Annotated in this window: 19 protein-coding genes; 9 read left to right on the forward strand and 10 right to left on the reverse strand. The window is 74.9% G+C overall.

The genetic code is table 11. The annotated features are described in order from the left end of the window. Positions 1-9 precede the first annotated feature (9 nt). Positions 10-1,224 carry a quinolinate synthase NadA gene (gene nadA, locus FS882_RS17495; RefSeq protein WP_158374985.1) on the reverse strand — a complete coding sequence of 405 codons (1,215 nt, stop codon included), beginning with the start codon at positions 1,222-1,224 and terminating at the stop codon, positions 10-12. Between the two features lie 89 nt (positions 1,225-1,313). Here nadA and FS882_RS17500 point away from each other — a divergent pair, with 89 nt between their 5' ends. Next, a complete protein-coding gene (locus FS882_RS17500) occupies positions 1,314-2,651 on the forward strand; it encodes a glycerate kinase (protein ID WP_262348386.1) in 1,338 nt (445 codons plus the stop codon). A 502-nt stretch (positions 2,652-3,153) separates the two neighbouring features. Further along, positions 3,154-3,504, forward strand: coding sequence for an iron-sulfur cluster insertion protein ErpA (erpA, locus tag FS882_RS17505; protein ID WP_147796443.1), 351 nt, complete (start codon positions 3,154-3,156; stop codon positions 3,502-3,504). 66 nt (positions 3,505-3,570) lie between these two features. Here the strand turns inward: erpA and FS882_RS17510 are convergent, their stop codons facing one another. Continuing rightward, the gene (locus FS882_RS17510) at positions 3,571-4,758 is read right to left on the reverse strand and encodes a cysteine desulfurase family protein (RefSeq protein WP_262348387.1); all 1,188 of its coding nucleotides are present in this window, start codon (positions 4,756-4,758) and stop codon (positions 3,571-3,573) included. Positions 4,759-5,025: 267 nt separating this feature from the next. On the opposite strand from FS882_RS17510, the gene coxB reads away from it, so the two are divergent. From coxB to FS882_RS17525, 3 genes are all read left to right on the forward strand, one after another. Next, positions 5,026-5,925, forward strand: a complete 900-nt coding sequence (coxB, locus tag FS882_RS17515; protein WP_154729390.1) for a cytochrome c oxidase subunit II — start codon at positions 5,026-5,028, stop codon at positions 5,923-5,925. Continuing rightward, positions 5,925-7,742 carry a cytochrome c oxidase subunit I gene (gene ctaD / locus FS882_RS17520; RefSeq protein ID WP_158374989.1) on the forward strand — a complete coding sequence of 606 codons (1,818 nt, stop codon included), beginning with the start codon at positions 5,925-5,927 and terminating at the stop codon, positions 7,740-7,742. The genes coxB and ctaD overlap by 1 nt, the downstream gene beginning before the upstream one ends. A 65-nt stretch (positions 7,743-7,807) precedes the next feature. Further along, positions 7,808-8,206, forward strand: a complete 399-nt coding sequence (locus tag FS882_RS17525; protein WP_158375083.1) for a cytochrome c oxidase subunit 4 — start codon at positions 7,808-7,810, stop codon at positions 8,204-8,206. Positions 8,207-8,355: 149 nt separating this feature from the next. Here the strand turns inward: FS882_RS17525 and FS882_RS17530 are convergent, their stop codons facing one another. The 5 genes from FS882_RS17530 to FS882_RS17550 all read right to left on the reverse strand — a co-directional run bounded on the left by FS882_RS17530 (position 8,356) and on the right by FS882_RS17550 (position 13,557). After that, positions 8,356-8,985, reverse strand: coding sequence for a superoxide dismutase (locus FS882_RS17530; protein ID WP_158374991.1), 630 nt, complete (start codon positions 8,983-8,985; stop codon positions 8,356-8,358). 304 nt (positions 8,986-9,289) lie between these two features. Then, entirely contained in the window at positions 9,290-11,032 is a 1,743-nt protein-coding gene (locus FS882_RS17535; RefSeq protein ID WP_158374993.1) for a cytochrome b, read from the reverse strand. Beyond that, positions 11,029-12,054 carry a ubiquinol-cytochrome c reductase iron-sulfur subunit gene (locus tag FS882_RS17540; protein ID WP_158374994.1) on the reverse strand — a complete coding sequence of 342 codons (1,026 nt, stop codon included), beginning with the start codon at positions 12,052-12,054 and terminating at the stop codon, positions 11,029-11,031. The genes FS882_RS17535 and FS882_RS17540 overlap by 4 nt, the downstream gene beginning before the upstream one ends. Next, entirely contained in the window at positions 12,051-12,854 is an 804-nt protein-coding gene (locus FS882_RS17545) for a c-type cytochrome (RefSeq protein WP_158374997.1), read from the reverse strand. Before FS882_RS17545 ends, FS882_RS17540 begins: the two co-directional genes overlap by 4 nt. 55 nt (positions 12,855-12,909) lie before the next feature. Further along, on the reverse strand, positions 12,910-13,557 hold the full coding sequence (locus FS882_RS17550) for a heme-copper oxidase subunit III (RefSeq protein WP_154729393.1): 648 nt from the start codon (positions 13,555-13,557) through the stop codon (positions 12,910-12,912). A 187-nt stretch (positions 13,558-13,744) separates the two neighbouring features. Between FS882_RS17550 and FS882_RS17555 the strand changes: the two genes are divergently transcribed. The 3 genes from FS882_RS17555 (at position 13,745) to FS882_RS17565 (ending at position 16,235) form a co-directional block, all read left to right on the forward strand. After that, positions 13,745-14,167, forward strand: coding sequence for a two-component system response regulator (locus tag FS882_RS17555; protein ID WP_158374998.1), 423 nt, complete (start codon positions 13,745-13,747; stop codon positions 14,165-14,167). Further along, positions 14,164-15,216 (forward strand): anthranilate phosphoribosyltransferase, encoded by a 1,053-nt coding sequence (gene trpD / locus FS882_RS17560; protein ID WP_158375000.1) that lies wholly within the window; start codon positions 14,164-14,166, stop codon positions 15,214-15,216. Before FS882_RS17555 ends, trpD begins: the two co-directional genes overlap by 4 nt. A 167-nt stretch (positions 15,217-15,383) precedes the next feature. After that, positions 15,384-16,235 (forward strand): phosphotransferase, encoded by an 852-nt coding sequence (locus FS882_RS17565; RefSeq protein ID WP_158375003.1) that lies wholly within the window; start codon positions 15,384-15,386, stop codon positions 16,233-16,235. A gap of 358 nt (positions 16,236-16,593) precedes the next feature. Here the strand turns inward: FS882_RS17565 and FS882_RS17570 are convergent, their stop codons facing one another. Together FS882_RS17570 and FS882_RS17575 are read right to left on the reverse strand one after the other, a co-directional pair. Next, a complete protein-coding gene (locus FS882_RS17570) occupies positions 16,594-16,875 on the reverse strand; it encodes an Lrp/AsnC family transcriptional regulator (protein ID WP_158375005.1) in 282 nt (93 codons plus the stop codon). A gap of 7 nt (positions 16,876-16,882) precedes the next feature. Then, the gene (locus FS882_RS17575; RefSeq protein WP_158375007.1) at positions 16,883-19,000 is read right to left on the reverse strand and encodes a DEDD exonuclease domain-containing protein; all 2,118 of its coding nucleotides are present in this window, start codon (positions 18,998-19,000) and stop codon (positions 16,883-16,885) included. A gap of 77 nt (positions 19,001-19,077) precedes the next feature. On the opposite strand from FS882_RS17575, the gene FS882_RS17580 reads away from it, so the two are divergent. Continuing rightward, the gene (locus FS882_RS17580; protein WP_158375009.1) at positions 19,078-20,388 is read left to right on the forward strand and encodes an NYN domain-containing protein; all 1,311 of its coding nucleotides are present in this window, start codon (positions 19,078-19,080) and stop codon (positions 20,386-20,388) included. Between the two features lie 56 nt (positions 20,389-20,444). Here the strand turns inward: FS882_RS17580 and FS882_RS17585 are convergent, their stop codons facing one another. Next, positions 20,445-22,253, reverse strand: coding sequence for an AMP-dependent synthetase/ligase (locus FS882_RS17585; protein ID WP_158375011.1), 1,809 nt, complete (start codon positions 22,251-22,253; stop codon positions 20,445-20,447). Positions 22,254-22,294: the final 41 nt, after the last annotated feature.

The following is a 22,294-nucleotide window of genomic DNA, read 5'->3' on the forward strand; positions in this document are numbered from 1 at the left end:
CCCAGGGTGTCAGTACCCCGGCAGCGCCAGCATCTGGTCGAGCGCGACCCGCGCCCAGTGCGCGTCGTCGGCGTCGACGACGATCCGGTTCGGCACCCGCCCGGCCGCGAGCGACTCCATCGCCCACACCAGGTGCGGCAGGTCGATGCGGTTCATGGTCGAGCAGAAGCACACCGTCGAGTCGAGGTACGAGATCCGCTTGTCGGGGTGCGCCTTCGCCAGCCGGCGGACCAGGTTGAGCTCGGTCCCGATCGCCCAGGCCGACCCCGCCGGGGCCGCGTCGAGGGCCTTGATGATGTACTCCGTCGACCCGACGAGGTCGGCGCCCGTGACGACCTCGTGCTTGCACTCGGGGTGCACCAGCACGGTGACGTCGGGGACCGCGGCGCGGACGTCGACGAGGTTCTGCGCGCTGAACCGGCCGTGCACCGAGCAGTGCCCGCGCCACAGGATCATCCGCGCGTCGCGCAGCTCGGCGACGGTGAGGCCGCCGTTCGGCTTCCGGGGGTCGAACACCACGCACTGCTCCAGCGGGATGCCGAGCTCCAGCACCGCGGTGTTCCGGCCGAGGTGCTGGTCCGGCATGAACAGCACCTTGCCGGTGCCGTCGACGCCGCCGACCCGGTCGAACGCCCAGCGCAGCGCGACGTGCGCGTTGGAGGAGGTGCAGACGGTGCCGCCGTGCCGGCCGGTGAACGCCTTGATGGCCGCCGTCGAGTTCATGTACGTGACGGGCACGGTGTCCTCGGCGACGCCCGCCTCCACCAGCACGTCCCAGGCGTCCTCGACCTGGTCGATCGCGGCCATGTCGGCCATCGAGCAGCCGGCGGCCATGTCGGGCAGCACGACCTGCTGGCGGTCGGACGTGAGGATGTCCGCCGACTCGGCCATGAAGTGCACGCCGCAGAACAGGATGAACTCGGCCTCGGGGCGCGCCGCCGCCTCGCGGGCCAGCTTGAAGGAGTCGCCGGTGACGTCGGCGAAGTCGATGACCTCGTCGCGCTGGTAGTGGTGGCCCAGCACGAAGGCGCGGTCCCCGAGGGCGGCCCGCGCCGCACGGGCGCGCTCGACCAGGTCGGGGTCGGAGGCCGCGGGCAGGGCGCCGGCGCACTCGACGCCGCGCTCGGACGCCAGGTCGCGGCCCTGACCGAGGAGCAGCAGCGCGGAGGACGCGGGCTCGGCGAACGTGGTCCCGGGGGCGAGGAGAGTCACGCGCAGGATCATCCCACAGCGGTCCGGGGCGCTGACCAGGACCGCGGCCGGGGCGCGCCGGGCCGGGCGGGGCGCCCGGCCCGGCGTGCGAGGATCGCGCCGTGCACGTCCTCGTCGCCCCCGGCCGGTTCGACGCGCGCCCGGGCGACGGCCCCGGGGTCGCCGCCTCCGCGGTGCAGGGGGTGGCCGGACCGTCGGTCGCCGCCGGGTCCGACCCGTGGCCGGCGCTCACCGCCCCGGAGGCGGTCGCGGCGCTCACCGCCGGCTGGCTCGAGGCGGCGCCCGGCGACACCCTCGTGCCGCTGCCGCTGTCCGACGGCGGCGCCGGTCTGGTCGAGGCGGTGCACGCGGCGCGCGGCGGGGACCTGCTGTCCGTCACCACGACCGACGCGCACGGCGCCGTGGTCCCCGGGACCGTCCTGGTCGTGACGGAGGCGGGCGGCGGGAGGACCGCGTACGTCGACGGCGCGCTGGCGCTCGGCGCGGCCGACCCGGACGCGCTGCCCGCGACCGCGACGACCTCCGCCGGGCTGGGCACGCTGCTCGCGGCCGCCCTCGACACCGGGGCGGGGCGCGTCGTGGTCGGGCTGGGCGGCCGGCGGACCGTCGCGCACGACGCCGGGGCCGGGCTGCTGGCGGCGCTCGGCGCGGCACCGGGCGCCGCGGCGCGCGGGCTCGACGGGGCGGCGGGGCTGTCCGTGGCGGACCTCGGGGAGCTCGGCGCGCTGCGCACGGCGCTGCGCGGCCGGGACCTCGTGGCGCTGCACGCGCACGACCTGCCGCTGCTCGGGCTCGGCGGGGTGTCCGCCGACCTGGCCGAGGCCGGCCGGGCGGACGCCGCGACCGCGCAGGAGGCGGAGCGGGCGGTCGCGGGCTTCGTGCGGGCGGCGGGGGACGCCGCGGCCCGCGCGGGCGACGGCGGGCGGCGGGACCTGCTCGCGGGGGGCGCCGGTGCCGGGCCGGGTGCGGCGGGACCGGGCGGCACCGGGGGCGGGGCGCCGGGCGGCGCGGCGGCGCGGGCCCCGGGCTCGCGTGCGGCCCTGGCTCCGGGCTCCGGCGCGGGCGGGGGCGCGGCGTTCGCGCTCGGGCTGCTCGGCGCGCGGCTGGTCGACGGGGCCTCCTGGGTCGCCGACGCCGTGGACCTGGGTCGTCGCGCGGCCGAGGTGGACCTCGTGCTCACCGGGACCGCCGTCCTCGACGGGACGGCGCTCGAGCACGGCGTCGTCGGGGCCGTGGCGCGCGCGGCCCTGCCCCTGGGCGTGCCGGCGGTCGCCGTCGCCGCGTACCTGCGCACCGGCCGGCGCGACTGGGGCGCGGCGGGGCTGGCCGCGGGGTTCGGTGTCGTCGAGCAGCCGGCCGACGAGGACGCCTGGCGCCGCGACCCCGGCGCCGCCCTGCGCGCGCGCCTGCCGCGGATCGCCCGCACCTGGTCCCGCTGACCCGGTGCCCGCGCGCCCGAGGGCTGACCTGCCCCAGGGCGCGCGACCGACCCCGCCCGGCGCCGGCTGCGCCGGCTGCGCCGGCTGCGCCGACTGTGCCGGCTGCGCCGGCTGCGCGAACTCCGCCGGCTGCGCCGACTGTGCCGGCCGCGCCGGCCGCGCCGACTGTGCAACCGACACGTCGAGCGAGCATCCGCCGACTACTCGCTCGACGTGTCGGTTGCTCGCTCGGCGTCCGGGGAGCCGGGAGCCGGGGGGCGGGGCGGGCGGCAGCCGGAGGCCGGGGTGCTCGCGTGGGCGGGCCGAAGGGGTGCCCGCGGCCCGCGGCCCGCGCCGCGCGCGGCGTGCAGGTCGTGTGCGCGTCCCGGGGCGGGCGGCCCCTGCGGGCGTACATTTGAGGGAACAGATCACGCGGGAGCGCGGTTGTGCTCGACGTGACCGTCCCGCGGCCCGTGCCAGGCGCGCGCCCGCGACCGATCCGAGACACCGTCAGGAGACAGCAATGAGCGAGACCACCGAGACCGCGACGCACGGCGTCGACCTCACCGACGTCGCGGCCGAGAAGGTCCGCAGCCTCCTCGAGCAGGAGGGGCGCGACGACCTGCGCCTGCGCATCGCGGTGCAGCCCGGCGGCTGCTCGGGCCTGATCTACCAGCTCTACTTCGACGAGCGCGTGCTCGACGGCGACGCGCTGCGCGACTTCGACGGCGTCGAGGTCGTCGTGGACCGGATGAGCGTCCCCTACCTCGAGGGCGCGACCATCGACTTCGCGGACACCATCGAGAAGCAGGGCTTCACGATCGACAACCCGAACGCGGGCTCGTCCTGCGCGTGCGGCGGCTCGTTCAGCTGACCCGCACCGCCTGACGCCACGAGGGCCCCGGACCGCACGGTCCGGGGCCCTCGTGCGTGCGGGGCGTCAGAGGTCGGTCAGGCCGGCGTCCCGGCGGATCGCCGCCACGACGCCCGGCAGCACGTCGCAGAACCGGTCGACGTCGGCCGCGGTGGTCCCGACGGGCAGCGACAGGCGGACGTTGCCCTGGGTGAGCGCGCCCATCGCGGCGAGGACGTGGCTCGGCTCCTCCGTGGCCGACGTGCACGCCGATCCCGACGCGACGGCGAACCCGGCGCGGTCGAGCGCGGTCACGACGGCCTCCCCGTCGACGTAGAGGCACGAGAACGTCAGCACGTGCGGCAACCGGTCGGCGGCGGGGCCGGCGACGTCCACCTCCCGCACCTCCGCCGCCACCCGGGCGCGCAGCCGGTCGACGAGCGCGTGCCGCGGGTCGGGGCCGGCGGCGACCCGCGCCGCGGCGGCCTGGAGCGCGACCGCCGCGGCGAGCGCGGCGGGCACGGAGACCCCGCCCGGGAACCAGCGGTCCTCGTCGCCGGCGCCGGCGGGCGGCACGGGGGAGCGGCGCACGCCCGCGCGGGTCGCGAGGACGGCGACCCCCGGCGGCGCGCCGACGTCGCCCGGGTCGAGCGTCAGCACGTCCCACTCGGCGCCGACCGGCGCGTGCCCGAACGAGGAGCCGGCGTCGACGAGCAGCGGGACGCCCGCGGCGCGCGCGGCGGCGTGCGCCTGCGCCACCGGCTGCCGCGTGCCGACCTCGCCGTTGGCGTGCTGGACCGCGGCCAGCGCGACCCCCGGGCGGGCGACCGCGTCCGCGAAGGCGGCGAGGTCGAGCCGGCCCTCGTGGTCGACGGGCACGGTCACCGGCCCGTCGGCCGCAGGGCCGTCCGGCGCACCGGCGACGACCGCCGCGGCCGCGTCCAGCACCGCCCGCCGCTCCACGGCCGACGCCACGACGCCCGGCCCGACCCGCCGGCGACCCCGCGCGACCGTCAGCACCGCCCCGTGCAGCGCCGCCGTGTGCGACGGCGCGAGGTCGACCTCCTCGGTGCGTGCGCCCACCAGCGCCGCGACCGCCTCCCGCGCCCCGTCGAGCAGCGCGCGGGCCCGCCGTCCCTCGGTGTGCAGCCGGCGAGGGTCGGCCCAGCCCTCGTCGAGCGCGGCGAGATAGGCCTCGCGCGCGGCGGGCAGGACGGGCGCACGGCCGCCGGCGTCCAGGACGACGCGGCGCGCGGGGGCGGGGGAGTCGGTCACCCGGGCACGGTAGCGCCGCCCCCCGGCGCGCCCGGCCCGGCGCCCGGCCCCGCGCACGGACCCGCGGCCTGCGCACGGGCCGACGGGGACGTGATCCAGATGACACTGCGTCACAAAGTGGCGCCCACGGGCGGTTCTGAGGCCACGACAAGCCGACCAGCGCGCTACGCTGCACGGGATCGAGGACATAGGTCCTAGGTGACTTCCCTGTCGGGCGACGCACGGTGCGGTGTCGTGCGCGACGGGGACCGACGTGGAAGGCCCCCGGTGCGCTCGCAGACCCCCCGCCGCCCCTGGCGGACCCGACTGGCCGTCGCGGGCGCCGCGACGACCGTCGCCCTGGCGCTCGCCGGATGCTCGCCCGAGGCCCAGCGCGGCTGGCTGCCCGGCGACTCCGACAACGAGATCACGAACCAGACCGGCCGGATCACGAACCTGTGGGTCGGCTCCTGGGTGGCCGCCCTGCTGGTCGGCATCCTGGTCTGGGGCCTGATCCTCTGGTGCGTCACGGTGTACCGGAAGCGCAAGGACGACGACCAGCTCCCCGTGCAGCTCCGGTACCACGTGCCGCTGGAGATCATGTACGTGATCCTGCCGATCATCATGGTCGGCGTGCTGTTCTACTACACGGCGCGCGACATGACGGAGATCCAGGACACCTCGGCCGAGCCGGACCTCACGGTCCAGGTGATCGGCAAGCAGTGGAGCTGGGACTTCAACTACGTCGACTCCGACGTGTACGACACCGGCCAGCACGCCCAGGAGGTCGGCGCGACCGGCGTCCTCGCGGACCAGCCGACGCTGTACCTGCCGGTCGGCGAGCGGGTCGAGTTCGTGCTCGACTCCCGCGACGTCATCCACTCGTTCTGGGTGCCCGCGTTCCTCTACAAGCAGGACATGATCCCGGGGCGGACCAACACGTTCCAGGTCGTCCCGCAGGTCGAGGGCGAGTACGTCGGCAAGTGCGCCGAGCTCTGCGGCGAGGAGCACTCGTCGATGCTGTTCAACGTGAAGGTCGTGTCGCGCGACGAGTACGACGCGCACATCGAGGAGCTGCGGGACGCCGGCCAGGACGGTCAGCTGGGTCTCGAGTACAACCGCCTGCAGGACGTGCGTGTCACCGGTGAGGGTGGCGGCGACGCCGAGGGCGAAGAGGGAGCGAACTGATGGCCGCCACCGTCGAGGTCGTGCCGGGGCTCGCGCCCCGCCGCCAGACCCTGGGCCGCACGATCGTCAAGTGGGTCACGTCGACCGACCACAAGACGATCGGCTACATGTACCTGATCACCGCGTTCGTGTGGTTCGCGGTCGGCGGCATCATGGCCCTGCTGATCCGTGCCGAGCTGTTCGAGCCCGGCATCCAGATCGTGCAGAGCAAGGAGCAGTACAACCAGCTCTTCACGATGCACGGCACGATCATGCTGCTGCTGTTCGCGACGCCGCTGTTCGCGGCCTTCGCGAACATCATCATGCCGCTGCAGATCGGCGCCCCCGACGTCGCGTTCCCGCGGCTCAACGCGTTCTCGTACTGGCTGTACCTGTTCGGCGGCCTGATCGCCGCGGGCGGGTTCCTGACCCCGCAGGGCGCGGCGTCGTTCGGCTGGTTCGCGTACGCGCCGCTGTCGAACTCGGTGTACTCGCCGGGCGCCGGCGGGGACCTGTGGGTGTTCGGCCTCGCGCTGACCGGCTTCGGCACGATCCTCGGTGCGGTCAACTTCATCACCACGATCGTCACCATGCGCGCGCCGGGCATGACCATGTTCCGGATGCCGATCTTCACCTGGAACACGCTCATCACGAGCCTGCTGGTGCTGATGGCGTTCCCGCCGCTGGCGGCCGCGCTGTTCGCGCTCGGTGCCGACCGGCGCCTCGGCGCGCAGGTCTTCAACCCCGAGAACGGCGGCGCCATCCTCTGGCAGCACCTGTTCTGGTTCTTCGGGCACCCCGAGGTCTACATCATCGCCCTGCCGTTCTTCGGCATCGCGACCGAGATCCTCCCGGTGTTCAGCCGCAAGCCGGTGTTCGGCTACAAGGGCCTGGTGTACGCGACGATCGCGATCGCGGCGCTGTCCGTCACCGTGTGGGCGCACCACATGTACGTGACCGGCGCCGTCCTCCTGCCGTTCTTCGCGCTCATGACGATGCTCATCGCGGTGCCGACAGGCGTGAAGTTCTTCAACTGGATCGGCACGATGTGGCGCGGCAAGCTCACGTTCGAGACGCCGATGCTCTGGACGATCGGCTTCCTGACGACCTTCCTGTTCGGTGGCCTGACCGGCATCATCCTGTCCAGCCCGGCCCTCGACTTCCAGGTCTCGGACACGTACTTCGTGGTCGCGCACTTCCACTACGTGGTGTTCGGCACCGTCGTGTTCATGATGTTCGGCGGCATGTACTACTGGTGGCCGAAGTTCACCGGCCGCATGCTGAACGAGCGCCTGGGCAAGGTGCACTTCTGGCTGCTGTTCATCGGCTTCCACATGACGTTCCTCATCCAGCACTGGCTGGGTGCGATCGGCATGCCCCGCCGGTACGCGGACTACTCGCCGGAGGACGGGTTCACCTGGATGAACCAGCTGTCCACGATCGGCTCCATGATCCTCGCGATCTCGACGCTGCCGTTCCTCTGGAACGTCTACATCACCTGGCGCCGGGCGCCGAAGGTCACCGTCGACGACCCGTGGGGCTACGGCCAGTCGCTGGAGTGGGCGACGTCCTGCCCGCCGCCGCGGCACAACTTCACGTCGCTGCCGCGCATCCGGTCCGAGCGTCCCGCCTTCGACCTGCACCACCCCGAGGTCGCGGCGATGGACCACGTCGAGCCCGAGCCCGGGTTCTTCGACTGGGAGTCCGAGCGCACCGGCGAGCAGGGCGTGGCCCGCGACCGGGTGCAGAACGGCGGCGGCCAGGAGGAGCAGTCCTCGGCGACGATCGTCGACGACCGCCCGCGTGACACCGACGACCAGGAGGGCCGCGACAAGTGACCAGCCTCAACGAGCCCGGCGCGCGCCCGTCGCCGACCGGCAGCGGCACGCGGCCGAAGCACGCGATGAAGGTCGAGCCGTACCTGTTCCTGGGCGGCATCCTGTTCTTCATCCCGATCGGCCTGATCTACGCGTGGTGGAGCGGTGGCGAGCCCGTCGGCACCGTGGGCATCCCGCTCGTCGGGGGCCTGGTGGGCATGATCGGCGGCTACCTGCTGCTGCTCTCCCGCCGGATCGACGCCCGCCCGGAGGACGACCCGGAGGCGCTGATCGCGGAGGGTGCCGGCGACCAGGGCGTGTTCAGCCCCTGGAGCTGGTGGCCGGTGACGATCGCGTTCGCGGGCGCCCTGGTGTTCCTCGGCATGGCGATCGGCTGGTGGCTGCTGTACGTCGGCGTCGCCCTCGGCGTCATCGGCCTGGTCGGCTGGATCTTCGAGTTCTCCCGCGGCCAGCACGCGCACTGACCCGCGGCACGCCGGAAGGGCCGGGCACCCCACGGGGTCGCCCGGCCCTTCTGCATCCCCCTGGACGCCGCTGGGGGCCCGCTGCGGGCACGAGAGAGGCCGGCCCGCCCCTCGGGGCGGACCGGCCTCTCTCGGCCGTCAGAGCGGGCTCAGAGCGACGGGACGATCAGGCCCGAGGTCTGGGTGCGCGCGCGGGTGAACCGCTCGCCGGCGTCCGCCCAGTTCACGATGTTCCACCACGCCTTGACGTAGTCCGCCTTGACGTTGACGTAGTCCAGGTAGAACGCGTGCTCCCACATGTCGAGGACGACGATCGGCACGATGCCCAGCGGGATGTTGCCCTGCTGGTCGTACAGCTGCACGACCACGAGCTTCTCGCCCAGGGAGTCCCAGGCGAGGATCGACCAGCCGGAGCCCATGATGCTCGTCGCGTTGGCCGTGAAGTGCGCCTGGAACTTGTCGAACGAGCCGAAGAACTCGTCGATCGCCGCGGCCAGCTCGCCGACCGGCTTGTCGCCGCCGTCGGGGGAGAGGTTCTCCCAGAACACGGAGTGGTTCACGTGCCCGCCGAGGTTGAAGGCGAGGGTCTTCTCCAGGCCGGCCACGGCGGCGAAGTCGCCGGACTCCCGGGCCGCCGCGAGCTTCTCCAGCGTCGTGTTGGCGCCGGCCACGTACGTCGCGTGGTGCTTGTCGTGGTGCAGCTCCATGATGCGGCCGGAGATGTGCGGCTCCAGCGCCGCGTAGTCGTAGGGCAGGTCCGGAAGGGTGTAGTCAGCCATCAGTGCCTCTCTGAGCTCAGGCCCCGGCGTCGGTTCGCCGCGGCAGGCGTCTTCGCAGCAGGTGCGCCCCGCCGCGGGGCGGCCGCACCTCCTCTGTCGTACCACGACCGGGCGGTGCCCGGCCTCCCGGGCCGGGGGACCGGCTCGGCGTACGTCGGGTCCGACGGCCCCGGGGACGACGACGCCCGGGCCGCTCCGGCGGTGAGCCGGTGCGACCCGGGCGGGGTCGTCCTGTCGGAGATCGTCTCGCCCACCCGGTCCAACGACCGGGCGCTCGGGATGATTCCCCAGGTCAGCGCCCGATTCAGCGGCGCTGGGTGCCCTCGGTGTCCTCGGGCTCCGGGGCGAGGTGCCGGCTGCCGGACGCGCCGGCGGTCAGCTCCTCGCGCCGCTCGTCGTGCGCGAGCGGCAGGGCGTCGTGCCCGCCGTGCGACTGCGCCGCGGCGAGCTCCGCCGGGGTGACGGGCTCGACCCGGTCCTCGTAGAAGACCTTCGACAGCCGGCGCCGGGCCGCGTCGATCCGGTAGCCCTTGCGGCGCACGCCGCGCGAGTCCTCGGCCGGCTCGATCTCGAGCGGGCGACGGGGCTCGTGCTGCACGCGGAGCCACCGCTCGTGCGCGTCGAGGGGCTTGTGCACCTCGATGTACTCGCCGGACGCGAACCGGACGATGCGACCGGTCTCGTGGCCGTGCAGGACCAGCTCGCGGTCCTTGCGCTGCAGCGACAGGCAGATCCGCTTGGTGATCCAGAACGCGAGCGGCGGGGCCACGAAGAACAGCACCCGGAACGTCCACGTGATGTCGTTGATCGACAGGTGGAAGTGCGTCGCGATGAGGTCGTTCGACCCGGCCAGGACCAGGATCATGAACGCCGTCAGGAAGGCGACGCCGAACGCGGTGCGGAACGGCGCGTTGCGCGGGCGGTCCAGCACGTGGTGCTCACGGGTGTCGCCGGTGGCGAACGCCTCGATGAACGGCCACAGCGCGAGCACCGTGAACAGCAGGCCGGGGATGACCACGCCGGGGACCAGGATGTTCATCGAGACCGTGTACTGGCCGATGACGAACTCCCAGCCCGGCATCAGGCGCAGGCCGCCCTCGAGGAACAGCATGTACCAGTCCGGCTGCGCGCCCGCGGACACGACGCCCGGGTCGAACGGGCCGTAGTTCCACACCGGGTTGATCGTCATGGTCGCCGCCATCAGCGCGATGACCGCGAACACCACGAAGAAGAAGCCGCCGGCCTTGGCCACGTACACGGGGAACAGCGGGTAGCCGACGACGTTCTTGTCGGTCCGGCCCGAGCCCGGGTACTGGGTGTGCTTGTGCAGCACGACCATGAGCAGGTGCAGGCCGATGAGCGCGAGGATCAGCGCCGGGATCAGCAGGATGTGCACCGTGAACAGGCGGGGGATCAGCTCCGTGCCCGGGAACTCGCCGCCGAACAGCGCGAACGAGATGTACGAGCCCAGGATCGGGATGGCGCGGGCCACGCCGTCCGCGATGCGCAGGCCGTTGCCGGACAGCACGTCGTCGGGGAGCGAGTAGCCGGAGAAGCCGGCGAGCAGGCCCAGGATCATCAGAGTGAAGCCGACGAGCCAGTTGAGCTCACGGGGCTTGCGGAACGCGCCGGTGAAGAACACCCGCATCATGTGCGTCACGATCGACGCCATGAAGATCAGCGCGGCCCAGTGGTGGATCTGCCGCATGAGCAGGCCGCCGCGGACCTCGAACGACAGGCGCAGCGTCGAGGCGAACGCCTCGGACATCTGTACGCCGTCCATCGCGGCCCAGGGGCCGTGGTAGTGCACCTCGGTCATCGAGGGCACGAAGAACATCGTGAGGAAGGTGCCCGAGATCAGCAGGACCACGAACGAGTAGAGCGCGATCTCACCGAGCAGGAACGACCAGTGGTCGGGGAAGATCTTGCGCGCGAACTCCTTGACGGCGTTGCCGATGCCGGTGCGCTGGTCCAGGTAGTCGGCGGCCCCTGCCGCCGCGCGGGCACCCCGCGTGGGGGGTGCCGGGGGGGAGTCGACGGTGCTCACGTGAGGCGCTCCCAGAAGGACGGGCCGATGGGTTCGTTGAAGCCGTCCTGCGCGACGAGGTAGCCCTCGTCGTCGACGGTGATCGGCAGCTGGGGCAGCGGGCGGTGCGCGGGGCCGAAGACCACCTTGGCGCCGTCGGCGGCGTCGAAGGTCGACTGGTGGCACGGGCACAGGATGTGGTGCGTCTGCTGCTCGTAGAGGGCGACGGGGCACCCGACGTGGGTGCAGATCTTGGAGAACGCGACGATGCCGTCGTAGCTCCAGCCCTCGCCCTGCTCGGACTTCAGGTCCCGCGGGTCCATGCGGACCATGAGGACGACGGCCTTGGCCTTCTCGTCCAGCGGGTGCTCGGCGTCCTCGAGGCCCTCGGGGATGACGTGGAACGCGGAGCCGATGGTGACGTCGGACGCCTTGATCGGGCGGCCCGAGGGGTCGATCGTCAGGCGGGTGCCGCGGCGCCACAGCGTGCGCTTCGACACGGAGACGTCCCAGTTGCCGCCGAGGTTGCCGACCAACGGCACGGCGATCGCCAGCGGGAACAGCGCGAGCGAGGTGACCATCGCGCCCTTGAGCACGCCGCGGCGGCCGATCGAGGAGTCCTTGACGCCCTCGCGCAGCGCCTCGACGGCCTTGACCCGCACCGGCTCGGACGAGGCGGTCGGGTGCCGGTCCTCGGCGCGCTCGTGGTCGTTCATGAGCGCCTTGGCCCAGTGCACGGCGGCGAAGCCGATGCCGGCGAGGCCGAGGAACAGGCCCAGGCCGAGCAGGAGGTTCGACAGCCGCATCGTGCCGACGGTCTCGCCCGGGGGCACCAGGGCGTACGCGACGATCGCGCCGATGGTGCCGAGGATCGAGATCGTGAAGAGGACGACGACCTGCTTCTCGGCGCGCTTCTGCGCCCTGGGGTCGGTGTCGCCGACCCGGGCGCGGTGCTCGTGCAGGCCCGGGTCCTCGAACCGCTCGGGCAGGGGACCGTCGCCGTGCGTCGTGACGTCGGTCGAGGGGTCGTGGTGCGTGCTCACGAGGACTTGGCTCCGATCCAGACCGAGGCGCCGATCAGCAGGCCGATGCCGACCACCCAGGCCCACAGGCCCTCGCTGACGGGGCCGAGCGAGCCGAGCGAGAGGCCGCCGGGCGAGCCGTCGCGCTGCTCGTCGAGGTAGGCGATGATGTCGCGCTTCTCGTCCGGGGTGATGTTGGCGTCGTTGAACACCGGCATCGACTGCGGGCCGGTCAGCATCGCCTCGTAGATGTGGGTGGGCGTGGTGTCGGTGAGCGCGGGCGCCCACTTGCCCTGGGACAGCGCGCCGCCGGCGCCGACCGCGTTGTGGCACATGGCGCAGTTCGTGCGGAACAGGGCCATGCCGTTGGCCGCGTCGCCCTTGGCGGGGTCGACCTGCTCCGCCGTGGGGATCGCGGGACCGGCACCGAGCGACGCGACGTAGGCCGCGAGCTGGGCGATGTCCTCGTCGTCGAACTGGACCGGCTTGGCCTGGATCTGCGCGCCGTTCATCTGCGCGGGCATGCGACCGGTGCCGACCTGGAAGTCGACCGCGGCGGCGCCCACGCCGATGAGGGAGGGGCCGCCGGCGCCGCCGTCGACCGCCTCCCGGCCCTCGGCGGAGACGCCGTGGCAGGTGGCGCAGTTGGCCTGGAACAGCTTCTGACCGGCGGCGATGTCGCTCTCGCTGGCCGCAGCCTGCGCCGCGTCGGCGCTGGCGGGCTGGGCGATCGCGTACACCGCTCCGGTGAGCAGCAGCGCCAGCAGGAGCAGCACGACCGGCGCTGACCGGTGGTGCCTGCGGGCGGCGAGTGCCTTCACGGATGGATCCTCGTCTCGGGCGTTGCGGGGGGCTGTGCGGGGGTCGTGCCGCTGGTCACTTGATGAGGTAGATGGTCGCGAACAGCGCGATCCACACGACGTCGACGAAGTGCCAGTAGTAGGAGGTCACGATGGCGGTGGTCGCCTCGTGGTGGCCGAACCGCTTCGCGGTGAACGAGCGGCCCAGCAGGAACAGGAAGGCGATGAGGCCACCGACCACGTGCAGGCCGTGGAAGCCGGTGGTCAGGTAGAACACCGAGCCGTACGGGCTGGACGAGATCGTGAGGCCCTCGTGGACCAGCTCGGCGTACTCGAAGACCTGCCCGCCGATGAAGAAGGCGCCCATGATGTAGGTGAGCGTCATCCACTCGTTCATGCCCCAGCCGCGCACGTTCAGCAGCGAGCCGGAGCGGACGGGCTGGAACCGCTCGGCGGCCCAGACGCCCATCTGGCAGGTGACCGACGACAGGATCAGCACCGTGGTGTTGACCATCGCGAAGCCGACGTTCAGCTTCTCGGTCTGCACCGCCCACTCCTCCGGCACCGTCGCGCGGAGGGTGAAGTACATCGCGAACAGGCCCGCGAAGAACATGAGCTCCGAGGCCAGCCACACGATCGTCCCGACCGACACGGGGTTCGGTCGGTTGACGCTCACGTGGGGAGCGGAGGCGGGGGCAGCCGTTGCGGTCGTCACGCGTGTCAGTATGGCCGAAAACCGGTGTGCATGGGTCCTTAGTCCCCGCACGTCGCCGAGGTTTCTGTCACATCGTCACCTCGTTCCGCGTGTTCGTGGGCAGGTCGGAGCGTCGCGACCGGCGTGTCGGTGGTCGTGCCAAGATGCAGGGCAGGGACGCGCGCGACACGTCCCCCCGCACGAGCGAAGGACCACCATGGCCGCTGACGCCACTCCCGCCGCACCCGCCGAGGGCCCGCGCATCCTGCTCTACAGCGACGACGTCGACACGCGCGCGCAGGTGCGCCTGGGCGTCGGCCGCCGGCTCGGCCGGGGCGCGCCGGACATCCGGTGGAGCGAGGTCGCCACCCCGCAGGCGGCGCTCGAGCAGGCGGAGACCGGGACCTACGACCTGCTCGTCCTCGACGGCGAGGCGGCCAAGGTCGGCGGCATGGCGCTCGCGCGCCAGGTCAAGGACGAGGTGTTCCGCTGCCCGCCGGTGCTCGTGCTCACCGGCCGCCCGCAGGACGCCTGGCTCGCCGCCTGGTCCGACGCGGACGCCGTCGTCTCCCAGCCCCTCGACCCGGTCGAGCTGCACGACGCCGTCGTGGGCCTGCTCGCCCGGACCCCCGCGGCATGACCGAGCAGGTCACCTGGTCCGACCTGCTCACCACGCTCGTCGAGGGCAGGGACCTCGGCGAGGCCCAGACCGCGTGGGCGATGGACGAGATCATGTCCGGGTCGGCCTCGCCGGCGCGCGTCGCCGGCTTCCTCACCGCCCTGCGGGCCAAGGGGGAGACGGTCGCCGAGCTGACCGCCCTCGCCGACACGATGCTCGCGCACGCGCTGCGGTTCGAGGTCCCCGGGCGCGCCGTGGACATCGTCGGCACCGGCGGCGACCGCGCGCACACCGTCAACGTGTCCACCATGGCGTCCGTCGTCGTCGCGGGCACGGGCGTGCGGGTGGTCAAGCACGGCAACCGGGCGGCGTCGTCGTCCTCCGGATCGGCCGACGTGCTCGAGGCCCTCGGCATCCGGCTCGACCAGACCCCCGAGCGCGTCGCGCAGCTCGCGTCCGAGGTCGGCATCACGTTCTGCTTCGCCCTGACCTTCCACCCGGCGATGCGGCACGTCGCCGTCGCGCGGCGCGACCTCGGCATCAAGACGGTGTTCAACTTCCTCGGGCCGCTGACCAACCCGGCCCAGCCCGCCGCCGCCGCCATCGGCGTCGCGGACGCGCGGATGGCGGGCCTCGTCGCGGGGGTGCTCGCGCGGCGCGGGACCGAGGCGCTGGTGTTCCGCGGCGACGACGGGCTGGACGAGCTCGCGCCCACCGGGACGTCCCACGTGTGGCACGTGACCGGCGGCGCGGTGACCGAGCACGTCCTGGACCCGGTGGCCGACCTCGGGCTCGCGCCGGTCACGGTCGCGGACCTGCGGGGCGCCGACGCGGCGTTCAACGCCGGCGTGGCGCGGGCGGTGCTCGCGGGGGAGACGGTGGCGTCCCGGGAGACCGTGCTCCTCAACGCCGCGGCGGCGCTGGTCGCCGACGGCAGCCTGCCCGGGACCGGCGCGGCCGGGGGCGACCTGGTCGCGCGGCTGCGCGCGGGGCTGACGCACGCGGCGGCGGCCGTGGACTCGGGCGCGGCGGCGGAGGTCCTGGAGCGCTGGCGTGCGGCCTCGGCCTGACGCCCCCGCTGACCGCTGACCGCTGACCGCGCCGAGTGGGCAACCGACACGTCGAGAGTGCATCCGCCGGATGCACTCTCGACGTGTCGAGTACCCCCTCGGTGAGCGGACGCGGGACGTAGGGGGCCACGGGTCGGCCGGAGCGGGGCGGGCGGTAGCGTGCGCGCATGACCTCGGGGTTCGACGCGCTCGACGCGCGGCAGCGTTCGCTCGTCGAGCGCTGGCTCCCCGGGGCCGAGGTCGAGGCGAGCCTCGGGTGGGGCCTGGTCGCGACCACGGTCCTGCGGGTGCGCGCCGCCGACGGCGGGCTGTGCGTCGTCAAGGCCGGCGGCCCGTCCGACCACCACATCGCGCGGGAGATCCGGGCGCACCTGTCCTGGCTCGCGCCCTGGGTGCGTGCGGGCAGGGCGCCGGGGCTGCTGCACCACGACGCGGACGCCCGGGTGCTGGTGACCCGGTGGCTGCCGGGCCGGCTCGTCCTGGACGACCCCGCGGCCGACGACCCGGAGGTCTACGCCCAGGCCGGGCGGCTGCTCGCCCAGCTGCACGCCGTCGAGGCGCGACTCGACGACGGGTACGAGGCGCGCGAGAACGCGCGGATGCGGCGCTGGCTCGGCTCGGCCCACCGGATCGCCGCGGCGGACGCGGCCCGGCTGTCGGCGATGGCCGACGGCTGGCCGGAGCCGCCCGCGGTGCTCGTCCCGACGCACGGCGACTGGCAGCCGCGGAACTGGCTCGTGCACGACGGCGAGGTCCGCGCGATCGACCTGGGCCGCGCCGACCTGCGGCCCGCCGCGACCGACCTGGCGCGGCTCGCGGCGCGGGACTTCCGTCGCGACCCCGCGCTGGAGGCGGCGTTCCTGGGTGGCTACGGCGGCGATCCGCGCGACCCCGGCGCCTGGGCGCGGACGCGGGTGCGGGAGGCGGTGGCCACGGCGGCCTGGGCGCACCAGGTCGGGGACGAGGCGTTCGAGCGCGAGGGCCTTGCCCTGGTCGCGGAGGTCCTGGCCGGGGCGTGACGGCCGGCGCACGCCGCCGGGCGAGGCCGGCTGGGTCGGCTGGGCGCCCGCACGGGCACGGCTCGGTCGCCCGGCGCGCCCGCGGGCGGCCCACGGCAGCCGCGTGCCCGGTGCCGTCCGTCGCCGACGGGGTAACGGACGCGTCGAGCGAGTAGTCGCCGACTGCTCGCTCGACGCGTCGACTACCCTCTCGGCGTCCGGGCCGGGGCGCGCGCGACGCGCGGTGGGCCGGGCGGGCACGATGGCGCGCTCACCGCGTGCCGGCGGCCGCCGGTGCAGCCGGGGCGGCGCCGGTGCAGCCGGGGCGGCGCCGGTCCAGCCGGGGCGCCACCCGTCCAGCCGTGGCGGCGCCGCGCGGTCAGTCCTCGATGCCGAGCGCGAAGGCCTGCTCGAGGTCGTGCTGGGAGTAGGTGCGGAACGCGATGAACGTCTGCGTGCGGACGACGCCGTCCACCTTGCTGACCCTGTCCGCGATGATGTCGGCGAGCTCCTCGTGCTCCCGGACGCGCACCATGGCGATCAGGTCGACGCCGCCGGTGACGGAGTAGACCTCGCTCACGCCCGGGATGTTCGCGATGGCGGCGGCGGCCTCGGGGATGCGGTCGGCGTCGGTGTCGATGTGCACGATGGCGGTCAGCATGACGCCATCATGCCGCGCCGACGGCCCCCGCGGCGGGGTCCTCGGGCCCGTGCGTCGCGTTCCGGGTCCGGTCCGGGGCGCGCAGGTCGGACGCGCGGGCGAGCCCCGGCACGCCGCCGAGCCCGGGCGCCGCGCCGGGGTCGTGCGTCGCGCCGAGCCCCGGCACGCCGCCGAGCCCGGGCGCCGCGCCGAGGCCGGAGGCCGCGCCGTGCCCCGGCACGCCGCCCAGCCCCGACGGCCCGCCGAGCCCGAAGCCCGCGCCCGCCCCTGCGGCCTCGGCCGCGAACCGGGCGTCCCGCTCCTGCCAGCCCGGCGTCGCGGCCCCCTCCGTGCCGTCCTCGGCCACCGCGTCCACGGCCTCGCCCAGCGCCGCGGCCGCCTCGCGCCGGGCCGCGACTGCGTCGGCGGGGTCGGTGCGCGCCTGGGCCGAGCGCACGGGGTAGGCCCACGGCTCGCTCACGCTGACGATCCGCACGCCCGGGCGCCCGAGCCACGCGAGCACGAGGTCGGCCTCCTCCGGGTGCCCCGCAGGTGCCGGGACGACGGGCGCGGGGACGTGCTCGCCGGTGACGCGCAGCGACTCGACGGCGGGCATGGGGTCGTCGCCCCGCGCGACGAGCGCCGTCCCGGCCAGCCGTCCGTGCCGCACGAGCACGACCTCCCAGCCGCCGGAGTCGGTGCGCCGGGCCGCGACGAGCTCCGCGCACGCCGCGAGCGGCGCCAGGCGCTGGGACCGCGCCGAGCCGCGGAGGAACGCCGCGAGCCGGTCGCGGACGGTCACGGCCTCCTCGAACCGCTCCCGGCCGACGAGCGCGTCGATCCTGGCGGTGTGCGCCCCGACGACGGCGGCGGGGTCGGCGAGCATCGCGCGGCGGACCTCGTCGACGGTCGCGGCGTACTCGGCGGCCGCCTCGGGGCGGATGCAGGGCGCGGGGCAGCGGCCGATCTCGGCGAGGTGGCACGCGCTGGCCCCGGGGGCCGGGACGAGCGGGAGCCGCGCGGTGCACCGCCGGATGGCGAACGCGTCGTGCAGCGCCTCGACCGCGGACTGCGCCGCGGCGCGCGACGCGAACGGGCCGATGTGGGTGGCGTCGTCCCGGACCTCGCGCACGACTGACAGCCGGGGGAACGCCTCGGCGGTGAGGCGGACCCACGGCATGCGCTCGGGGGAGCGCGACCGGCGGTTGTACCGGGGGTTGTGCTCGGCGATCAGCCGCAGCTCGCGGACCTGCGCCTCCAGCGGCGTCGCGCACACGACGGGCGTGACGGCCTGCGCGATGCGGACCATCTCCCGCATCCGGGACCGCTTCTCCGCCGCGGTGAAGTACGAGCGGACGCGCTTGCGCAGCGAGGTCGACGTCCCGACGTACAGGACCTCGTCCTTCGGCCCGCGGAACAGGTAGACGCCCGGCAGGTCCGGCAGCCCGTCGGCGAGGGTGCGCTTGCGCCGCACGTCGGCCGGGACGGCGTCGGCGGCCGTCGCCAGGTCCTCCAGGTGCGTGATGCCGAGCGGCGCGAGCCGCCCGAGCAGGGCGTGCAGCACGTCGACGGTGGCGCGGGCGTCGGCGAGCGCGCGGTGCTCCGGCGTCGTCGTCGCGCGGAACAGGCCGGCCAGCGTGCTCAGCTTGTGGTTCGGCGCCTCGTCCCGGGTGACGACCCGGCGCGCGAGCCGGACGGTGTCGACGACGGCGAACCCCGGCCACGCGTGCCCGGTCTCCGCGGCGGCGGCCTTGAGGAAGCCGACGTCGAACGGCGCGTTGTGCGCGACGAGGACGGAGCCCCGGGCGAACTCGAGGAACGACGGCAGCACCTCGGCGATCCTCGGGGCCCCGACCACCATCGCGGTGGTGATCCCGGTGAGCACCTGGATCTGCGCGGGTACCGGACCGCCCGGGTCGACGAGCGTCTGGAACTCGCCCAGCACCTCGCCGCCGCGGACCTTGACCGCGCCGACCTCGGTGATGGCGGACGCGCCGGGCGCGGCCCCGGTGGTCTCCAGGTCGACCACCACGAACGTGACGTCGTGCAGCGGGGTGCCGATGTCGTCCAGGGTCACCTGCACGGGCCGGCCGGTCTGCGGCGCCGCGAGGTCGGGGCGGGGCGGGACGGGGGACCGGTGGACCATGCGCCGCACGCTAGCCGCGCCCTCCGACACGCCCCCGGCGGCCCCCGCCCCACCTGCGGCCCCGTAGGGTGACGCGCATGCCCGAGCCCGCACCCGACGCCGTGCCCGAGGCCGTGCGCGCCGCGGTGCTGCCCCTCGCGGCGGAGGTGCTGGGGGCGCTCGACCCGGGCGCCGTCCCGGCGTCGCTCGCCGCCGTGCGCCGGTTCGCGCCGCGCCGCCGGGTCACCTCCGGCGCCGGCCCGCTGTGGCTCGCCGTCGAGCGTGACGACGCGTTCCGGGCGCGGGTGGCGCGCGCGTGGTCGCACGCCCACCCGGACCTCGCGGCCGACCTGCTCGCCGACCCGCCCGCGGCCGCCGCGCCCGGCGACCGCCTGGACCTCGCCGTCGGCGCGGCGCTGCTGCGCCCCGACGGCTGGGAGGCCCGGCTCTCGGCCGTCGGCATCCCGCCCGCGGGCGCCGACTCCCCGGCGCAGCCCGACGCCGACCACGCGCACCGGGCGCACCGCGCCGAGGCCGAGCTCCGCCGCCTGGCCGCGCGCCTCACGGCCGAGACCGAGCGCGCCGACGCCGCCGAGGCCGAGCTGACCTCGCTGCGCCGGGAGCTGCGCCGGCTGCGGTCCGACGCCGACCGGTCCCGGTCCGAGGCGCGCCGTGCCGCGGAGCACGCCGCCGAGGTCGCGGCGGCCGCCGAGCGGGTGCACGCCGAGACGGCCCGGGTGCGGGCAGCCGCGGACGACGACCGCCGCCGCGCCGAGGACCTGGCCCGGGTCGCCCGGGAGGACGCCGCCGCGCTGCGCGAGCTCGCGCAGGTCCGGGTGCGGCTGCTGCTGGACACGCTGGTCGAGGCGGGCTCGGCGCTGCGCGAGGAGCTCGCCCTGCCCCCGGCGGGCCGGATGCCGGCCGACCTGGTCGCGCCGCCCGTCCCGGGACCCGGGGGAGCGATCCGCCCCACCTCCCGCGGCAGGTCCGCCGACGACCCGGCGCTGCTGGACGACCTGCTGGCCATGCCGCGCGCCCACCTGCTCGTCGACGGCTACAACGTCTCGAAGCTGGCGTGGCCCGACCAGCCGCTGACCGAGCAGCGCCGCCGCCTGACCGAGCGCCTGGCGACGCTCGCGGGCCGCACGGGCGCCGAGGTGACGTGCTGCTTCGACGGCCGGGAGACCGACGCCGGCGGCCGGGCGCCCGCGGCGCCGCGCGGGGTCCGCGTGCTGTTCTCCCAGGGGGAGATCGCGGACGACCTGCTGCGCCGCCTCGTGCGCGCCGAGCCGCCGGGCCGGGTCGTCGTGGCGATCACCGGCGACAGCGCGCTGGGCGCCGACCTGGAGGCCGCGGGCGCCCGCGTGCTCCCGTCGGCGACCCTCCTGGCCCGCCTCGGCCGGGTCTGACCCCACCCGTGCGCGAGCCCGCGCCGCGAGGTCGTCGCACGCCCGACCGGCCGTGCTCAGCCCGCGTGGTCGCCCGCGTAGATCGCCTCGACGTCCGTGGCGAAGTCCTTCAGGACGTGCGTGCGCCGCACGCTGAGCTTCGGCGTCAGGTAGCCCGCCGCGATCGTCAGGTCCCGGTCCAGGATCCGGTACCGCCGGATCGACTCCGCGCGGGACACGGCCTTGTTCGCCCGGGCCACGCCCTCGTCGATCGACGCCAGCACGTCCGGGTGCGCGGCCGCCGCGGCGACGGAGAGCTCGGGCAGCCCGTGCGCGGCGCACCAGCCCGGCAGGCCCTCGGCGTCGAGCGTGACGAGCGCGCCGATGAACGGCCGTCCGTCGCCGACCACGACCACCTGGCTGATCAGCGGGTGCGCGCGGAGCCGGTCCTCGAGCACGGCGGGGGCGACGTTCTTCCCGCCCGCGGTGACGATGATCTCCTTCTTCCGCCCGGTGATCCGCAGGTACCCGTCCTCGTCGAGGGACCCGAGGTCGCCGGTGCGGAACCAGCCGTCGTCGAACGCCTCGTCGGTCGCGACCGGGTTGCCGTGGTACCGGCCGAACACCTGCGGCCCGCGGACCTCGACCTCGCCGTCGGCGGCGATCCGGACCGACGTGCCGGGCAGCGGCGGTCCGACGGTGCCGATCCGGGTCTTGCCGGGCAGGTTCACGGTCGCCGGCGCGGTGGTCTCGGTGAGGCCGTAGCCCTCGAGCACCCGGACGCCGATGCCGCGGAAGAAGTGCCCGAGGCGCTCGCCCAGCGGGGCGCCGCCGGAGATGGCCCACTCGATGCGCCCGCCCATCGCGTCGCGGAGCTTGTGGAACACCAGCCGGTCGGCGACGGCCCGCTGCACCCGCAGGCCGAGCGACGGCCCGCCGGCGTCCAGCGACCGGGAGTAGGCGATCGCGGTGCGCGCGGCCCACTGGAAGATCTTCCGCTTCCCGCCGGCGGCGGCCTTCTGCTCGGCGGAGTTGTAGACCTTCTCGAACACCCGCGGCACCGACAGGATGAACGTCGGCCGGAACTCGCCGAGGTCCTGCAACAGCTGCTTGGTGTCGGGGGTGTGGCCGAGCACCGCGCCCGCGGGCATGCACAGCACCTCGACGAATCGGGCGAACACGTGGGCCAACGGCATGAACAGCAGCGTCCGCGCGCCGGGCGTCGACACCACCTCGTGCAGGCCCTCGACGGCGTTGCGCGCGAGCACCGCGAAGTTGCCGTGCGTCAGCTCGACGCCCTTGGGCCGCCCGGTGGTGCCGGAGGTGTAGATGATCGTCGCGACGTCGTCCCGGCCGGCGTGCCGCCGCAGCCGGTCGATCTCGGAGTCGGGCACCGCGGCGCCCTCCGCGGCCAGGGCGTCGAGCGCGCCGCCGTCGATGACGAGGACGTCCTGCAGCAGCGGCGCCTCGGGCCGGACCTCGGCGACCGTCGCCGCGTGCTCGGCCGTCTCGACCACCAGCAGCGTCACGGCGGCGTCGGTGAGGATCCAGTGCACCTGCTCGGCGGACGACGTCTCGTAGACGGGCACCGGGACGGCGCCCGCGCTCCACACCGCCCAGTCGAGCAGCGTCCACTCGTACCGGGTCCGGGACATGATGCCGACGCGGTCGCCCGGGCGGACGCCCCGCGCGACGAACCCGCGGGCGACGTCGCGCACCCGGCGGTCGAAGGCGCGGGCGCTCACCGTGCGCCAGGTCGTCGTCCCGGGCGTCTTGTACTCCACGAGCGGGCCCTCGCCCGTCTCGGCCACGCGTGCGGCGAGCAGGTCGAGCAGGTTCTCCCGCGGCCCTGCCTCGACGAGCAGGGGCGTGCTGAACTCCTCCATGGCTGGCTCCGTTGTCAGGCGTCGGAAGGGTGACTGGAGCA

Origin of the sequence: Cellulosimicrobium cellulans, from assembly GCF_007679345.1 — a bacterium.
Lineage (GTDB): Bacteria > Actinomycetota > Actinomycetes > Actinomycetales > Cellulomonadaceae > Cellulomonas > Cellulomonas cellulans_A.